The sequence below is a fragment of the Tahibacter aquaticus genome, assembly GCF_004363655.1.
Lineage (GTDB): Bacteria > Pseudomonadota > Gammaproteobacteria > Xanthomonadales > Rhodanobacteraceae > Tahibacter > Tahibacter aquaticus.
Genome location: NZ_SNZH01000030.1, coordinates 20368 through 25459 on the forward strand (window position 1 = coordinate 20368; position 5092 = coordinate 25459).

Here is a 5092-nt window from a genome sequence, read left to right on the forward strand (position 1 = left end):
TTGGTCTTGCCGTCCTGGTTGACGCCCCAGCCCTGGATCGTGCCGTAGATCGGATCGTTGTCGCGCACGGCATCCGACAGCCGTTTCAGCACCACCACGCCAACGCCCTCGCCCGGCACGAAGCCGTTGGCGCGTTGGTCGAAGGTGAAGCAGCGCCCGTCCGTCGACAGCATGCCCGCCTGTGCGGTCTTGATGTGCATGTCCGGGCCGGTCATGACGTAGACGCCGCCGGCCAGGGCCAGATCGCTGGTGCCGCTGGCCAGGCTGTCGCAGGCATGCGCCATCGCCACCAGCGACGAGGAACACGCCGTGTCGATCGACAGGCACGGCCCCTGCAGGTTGAGGAAATAGGAAATCCGCGCGGCCAGGATCGAATTCGCGTTGCCGGTGAAGCCCTGCGCGGTCAGGCGCTGGTCCGGCGACAGCTGCTGGTAATCGCTGTTGGTACAGCCGGCAAACACGCCGCAGCGGCTGCCCGACAGCGAACGCGCGTTGTAGCCCGCGTCTTCGATCGCCTGCCAGCAGGCCTGCAGGAACAGGCGCTGCTGCGGGTCCATCAGCTCCGCTTCCTGCGGCGAGATATTGAAGAACAGCGGATCGAACAGGTCGTAGTCGTCCAGCGCGCCCATCCAGCGGCTGTTGGTCAGGCCAGGTGCGGGAGCGCCGGCACGGTAGTACTGGTCCATGTCCCAGCGCTTGGGCGGCACCACGCTGATGCAGTCGCGGCCGTCGGCGATGTTGCGCCAGAACTGCGCCAGGTTGGCTGCCTGCGGGAACTGCCCGGCCATGCCGACCACGGCGATGGCGCCCGGCATCGGTGCGGCCGTTGCACCGGAAGCCAGCGGCGCCAGCGTGCGCAGGCGCCCGGCGCGTGTCAGCGGCGCGTTGCTGCGTGCGCTGCGCGCAGGCGCGACAGGTATCTGTGTCTGCAGCGCAAGCGGCACCGGCACAGCGGTGCCGGCGGTGATCGGTGTCGGCGTGGTGGCCTTGGGCAGGCTGCCGCGTTTCTCCGCCTCGTCGCGCACATGCCGGCTCAGCTGGGCCAGGGTCGGATGGCTGTAGACCTTGGTCGCTTCGACCTCCAGCCGGTAGGCCTCGTTGATCTTGCGTACCCAGGTCACGCCGATGATCGAATCCAGGCCCAGGTCGACGAACTGCGCCTCGTCGTCGATATCGTGCTCGGGCATCTGCAGCTCGGCGGCGAGCAGCTGGCGCAGGTTCGCCGTCACCAGCGCCAGTACATCGCCGGCCGCGCTCGCCGCAGCGGGTGCGGGTACTGCGGGTGCAGGCATTGCCGCGGCCATCGTCGCGACGGGTGCAGGCGCTGCGGCGACGCGCGCTGCGGCGGCTGGCGCGCTGGCCGGGCGGTGCTGCGGCGTCTGGCTGTGGCGGAAGCGGTTCTCGATCAGCGCCAGCGTGTCGGCGCGGCCGACGAAGGTGGCCTCGTGCATGGCCAGTTCGCGCTGGTAGGTGGCGTCGATCGCTGCGCGGCGCACAGTGCTCCACTGCTGCTTGAAATTCATCAGCCGCTCGCGCGGCTGGCGTGCCATGCGCTGCGCCAGCGCCAGCGCCGCGGCCAGCACGGCATTGCGCGGAAGTATACTTTGCGCCACGCCGCGCAGGCGCAGCTCGCGGCCGGTGTATTCGTGTGCGGTGAGCAGGCTTTCCCGTGCCAGGTCCTGGCCCAGCTGGTCGGCGACACTCAGGGTGGCGCCGGCACCCGGCGTGAAGCCGTAGTTCATGTACGGGCTGAGGTAATGGCTTTCCTCGCCGAACAGCACTACATCGGCGAACAGGCCCAGCGACCAGCCCGCGCCGATGCCATGGCCCTGCATCGCCGCAATCACCGGCACATCGCATTGCAGCGCCGCGTGGAAAATCTTGAAATCGGTAAATTTGACCGTGCCGGCCTGGATCGCCAGCAGGCTTTCCTTGGTGCCGCCGGAGGCGAAATAGCTGTCGTAGCCGGTCAGCACGACGGCCTTGTACAGCGTCTGCGCGATATGCGCGAACACTTCGCCGACGCCGGCCACCAGCGCTTCGGAGAACATGTTTTTTGCATCGCGGTCGTGCAGTTCGACCAGCAGCACGCCGCCGGCCTGCACGGTCGCGCTGACCACATGGCTTTGCAGCGGCACTGCGCCGGCGCCTGGCGCCTGCCAGGCTGACTCGTCGGCACGCCACGGTGCCAGTGCAGCCGGCGACTGCCGCGGCGGCGTCCCGCGCAAGTCCTCGGCCACCTGCAAGGCGCGGGCAAGCACCTGGTCGGCTGCCACCACCTGCAGTGCCGGCGCGCGCTGTTTCAGCGTCAGGCCCGCATACGCGTCGCCAGTCAGCAGCATTTCCCGGCCCAGCACCGCACCAAGACGCTGCGGCACGATTGCCGCCGCCTGCGCGGCAACGCGCGGATCGGCGCAGAGTTCGGCCGCGCCATACCAGCCCGACTCGCTGCAGATGTGTACATCACAACAAAGAGCCAGCCACCAGCCCAGTCCCTGCGCATCGCCGGCGCTGGCCGCGATCACGGCGACCGGCGCGCGCTGGATCAGCGCCTGCAGGGCCAGTGCCTGCTCGGCCGACTCGCTACCGTCGAACGGTGCAATCTCGCTGGCCAGCACGATACAGCCGGACGCGCTGCCGGCTTCGATCTGGGCGATGGCCTCGGCCAGCTGGCGCGTGACCGTAGGCAGGTCGCGCTGGTCCAGCCGGATCACGCGCGCGACACCGCCGCCGCTGGCCTCCGCAACAGCAGCGGGCACCAGCGCGAGCGCCAGTTCGCGCAGCGGCCGCGCCAGATGCGCCTTGAGCAGCCGAAGCGCCTCGGGCGACTTGCCCGCCAGCCGCGTTGCCAGCTGCTGCGCCTGTTGTTCCATGTCGGCGCGGGGGACTATCGGACAGGTCCAGCCGCTGGCCTTCAGCGCGCTGCCGGACAGGTACGCCGGCGGTGACTGCAACTGCTGCACGCGCAGGCTGCCGAAACGCTCCTGCAGCAGATTGCTGTGCGCGGCGAGCAGGCTGTGATCGGTAACCGCATAGCCGTATTGCGCTTCCTCGCTGCACAGCATCAGGTCGCACAGCGAAGCCAGCCACCAGCCGGCGCCAGTCGCATCGCCGGCCATCACGGCGACGACCGGATACGGAAATGCAGCAATGGTCTCGTGCAGCCGGCGCTGCAGCGCCAGGTTGTACTGCGCCGCGTCGCCGTGCAGGAAATCCTGCGGCGTGCCGCTGAGCAGCACTACGCGCAGCGAGTCGCGGCTGCCTGCCGCTTCGAAGGCCTGCAGCAGCGCGTCGATCAGTTCTGCGCCGAGCACATTGCGGCCGGCATTGATGCGGATAGCTACGACACCGCCGCCAAGATCCGTCACATTGACTTCGCCCTGCCCGCCAGCCGCGGTGGCGACGGCGTTGTGCAGGCTGATGCGCGGCCTGGCCGTGGCGACCTGGTGCCGCTGCAACTCGGCTGCGACGACCGCGCCGGGCGCTGCCAGCGCGAAGCGCGGCTTGTGCTTCTGCACCACTGCCGGTGCTGCGCTGCCGCCGACCGCCGCACCGTTCAGTGCAATGCGCAGTGGCGCGGCCAGCGGTAATGCAATTTCCACTGTTTCACTATGCGTCTTGACCAATTCGTCGGAGCGTAAGACCAGGCCATGCAGCTGCATGCAGACCTGGCCCCGCTCATCGCAGAAATCCAGGTCCAGCGCGACTTCGCCGGCCGCACCCGCGGCCTGCGCCGCCGGGCGAAGCCACAGCCAGCACTCGGCCGGCAGCGCCGCCGCCACGCGCAGGCAGTCCAGCGCCAGCGGCTGTGCCGCAGCACCGATCAGCTCCAGCGCGGCCTCGTGCGCCTGCTGCAGCAATGCCGGATGCAGCACGTAGGCGCTCGCCGCGGCAGGCGGCCACTGCAAACGCTGCAGCAGCTGCGCTTCGCTGCGGTAGCGCTGCCCGCCGCTCGCGTGCAATTGCCCCTGCAGCGCGGCCAGATCCACCGGCTGCATGGCCAAGCTGTCGAGCAGTACCGCCTCGCCCTGGCAGTGCACGATGTCTTCGTCCGCACCGGCACTGACGATCTCGTAGATGAACTGGCTGTCGTCCAGCGCCTGCAGTGCAATCGTGAGCGGGTTCTCGCGCACGAGCACGGGCGCCGCCAGCCAGGCGATGTTGCGCAATTCGATCGTCGCCGCCGCGTCGATGCGCGTGGCCTGTACCAGCGCCGCACGCGCCATTTCCAGATAGGCACCGGGCTGCAAGGTCTTGCCCGGCGTACAGAAGATTTCGTCGCCGCGGAAATTCGAGGCAAAGCTCTGCCGGTACAGATCCGAGGTATTGGCGTGCAGCAGCGGATGCAGCACAGCGGTGCTGCCGGCAGCATTGCCGGCCGGCAGTTCCAGCCAATGCCGTTCGCGCGCAAACGGATAGGTCGGCAGGCTCAGGCGCGGCGGTGCGGCCGAGGCGGCGTACAGCGCATTCCAGTCCCAGTCCAGTCCCTTGACCCAGAGTTCCGCCAGCTTTTCCAGCTTGCGCCCGCTGAGCCAGCGGCCGATGGTCTGCTGCAGGTCGCTGTCGGTGCTGAACAGGCTCAGCGCTTCCTTGTGCCGCTTGGCATGGCCCTGGTACAGCGCTTCCACGTCGCCGTCGCCGGCGCCGAACGCGCGCAGTTTTTCCACCAGCTCGGCCGGCGTGCTCACGACCACGGCAAGGCGCTCGTCCAGCGCTTCGCGGCCGATCTGCAAGGTGTACGCCATCGATGCCAGCGCCGGCTGCGCTGTACCGGCGAGGTACGCCAGCAGGTCGGCAGCCTTGCGCTGCAGCTGTTCCGGCGTGCGCGCCGACAGCACAAGCAGCACGGGTTCGGCCGTGGCTGCGACGCCCGCTGCCGCGGTGTATTCCTCGACGATCATGTGCGCGTTCGAACCGCCAGCACCGAACGAGGAAATGCCCGCGATGCGCGGCAGGCTGCGGCCGTCGATCACGGGCGCGGCCCAGTCGGTCAGGCTCTGGTTGACGGTGAACGGACTACCGGCGAAATCGATATGCGGATTGAGCGTGCGCGAATGCAGCGACGGCACGATCTGGCGGTGCTGCATCTGCA

At 68.8% G+C, this 5092-nt stretch carries 1 protein-coding gene; it reads right to left on the reverse strand.

Annotation, left to right across the window (positions count from 1 at the left end; all coding sequences use genetic code 11):
* On the reverse strand, positions 1 to 5092 hold a 5092-nt coding region (locus DFR29_RS29515; RefSeq protein WP_208113759.1), incomplete at both ends, for a polyketide synthase.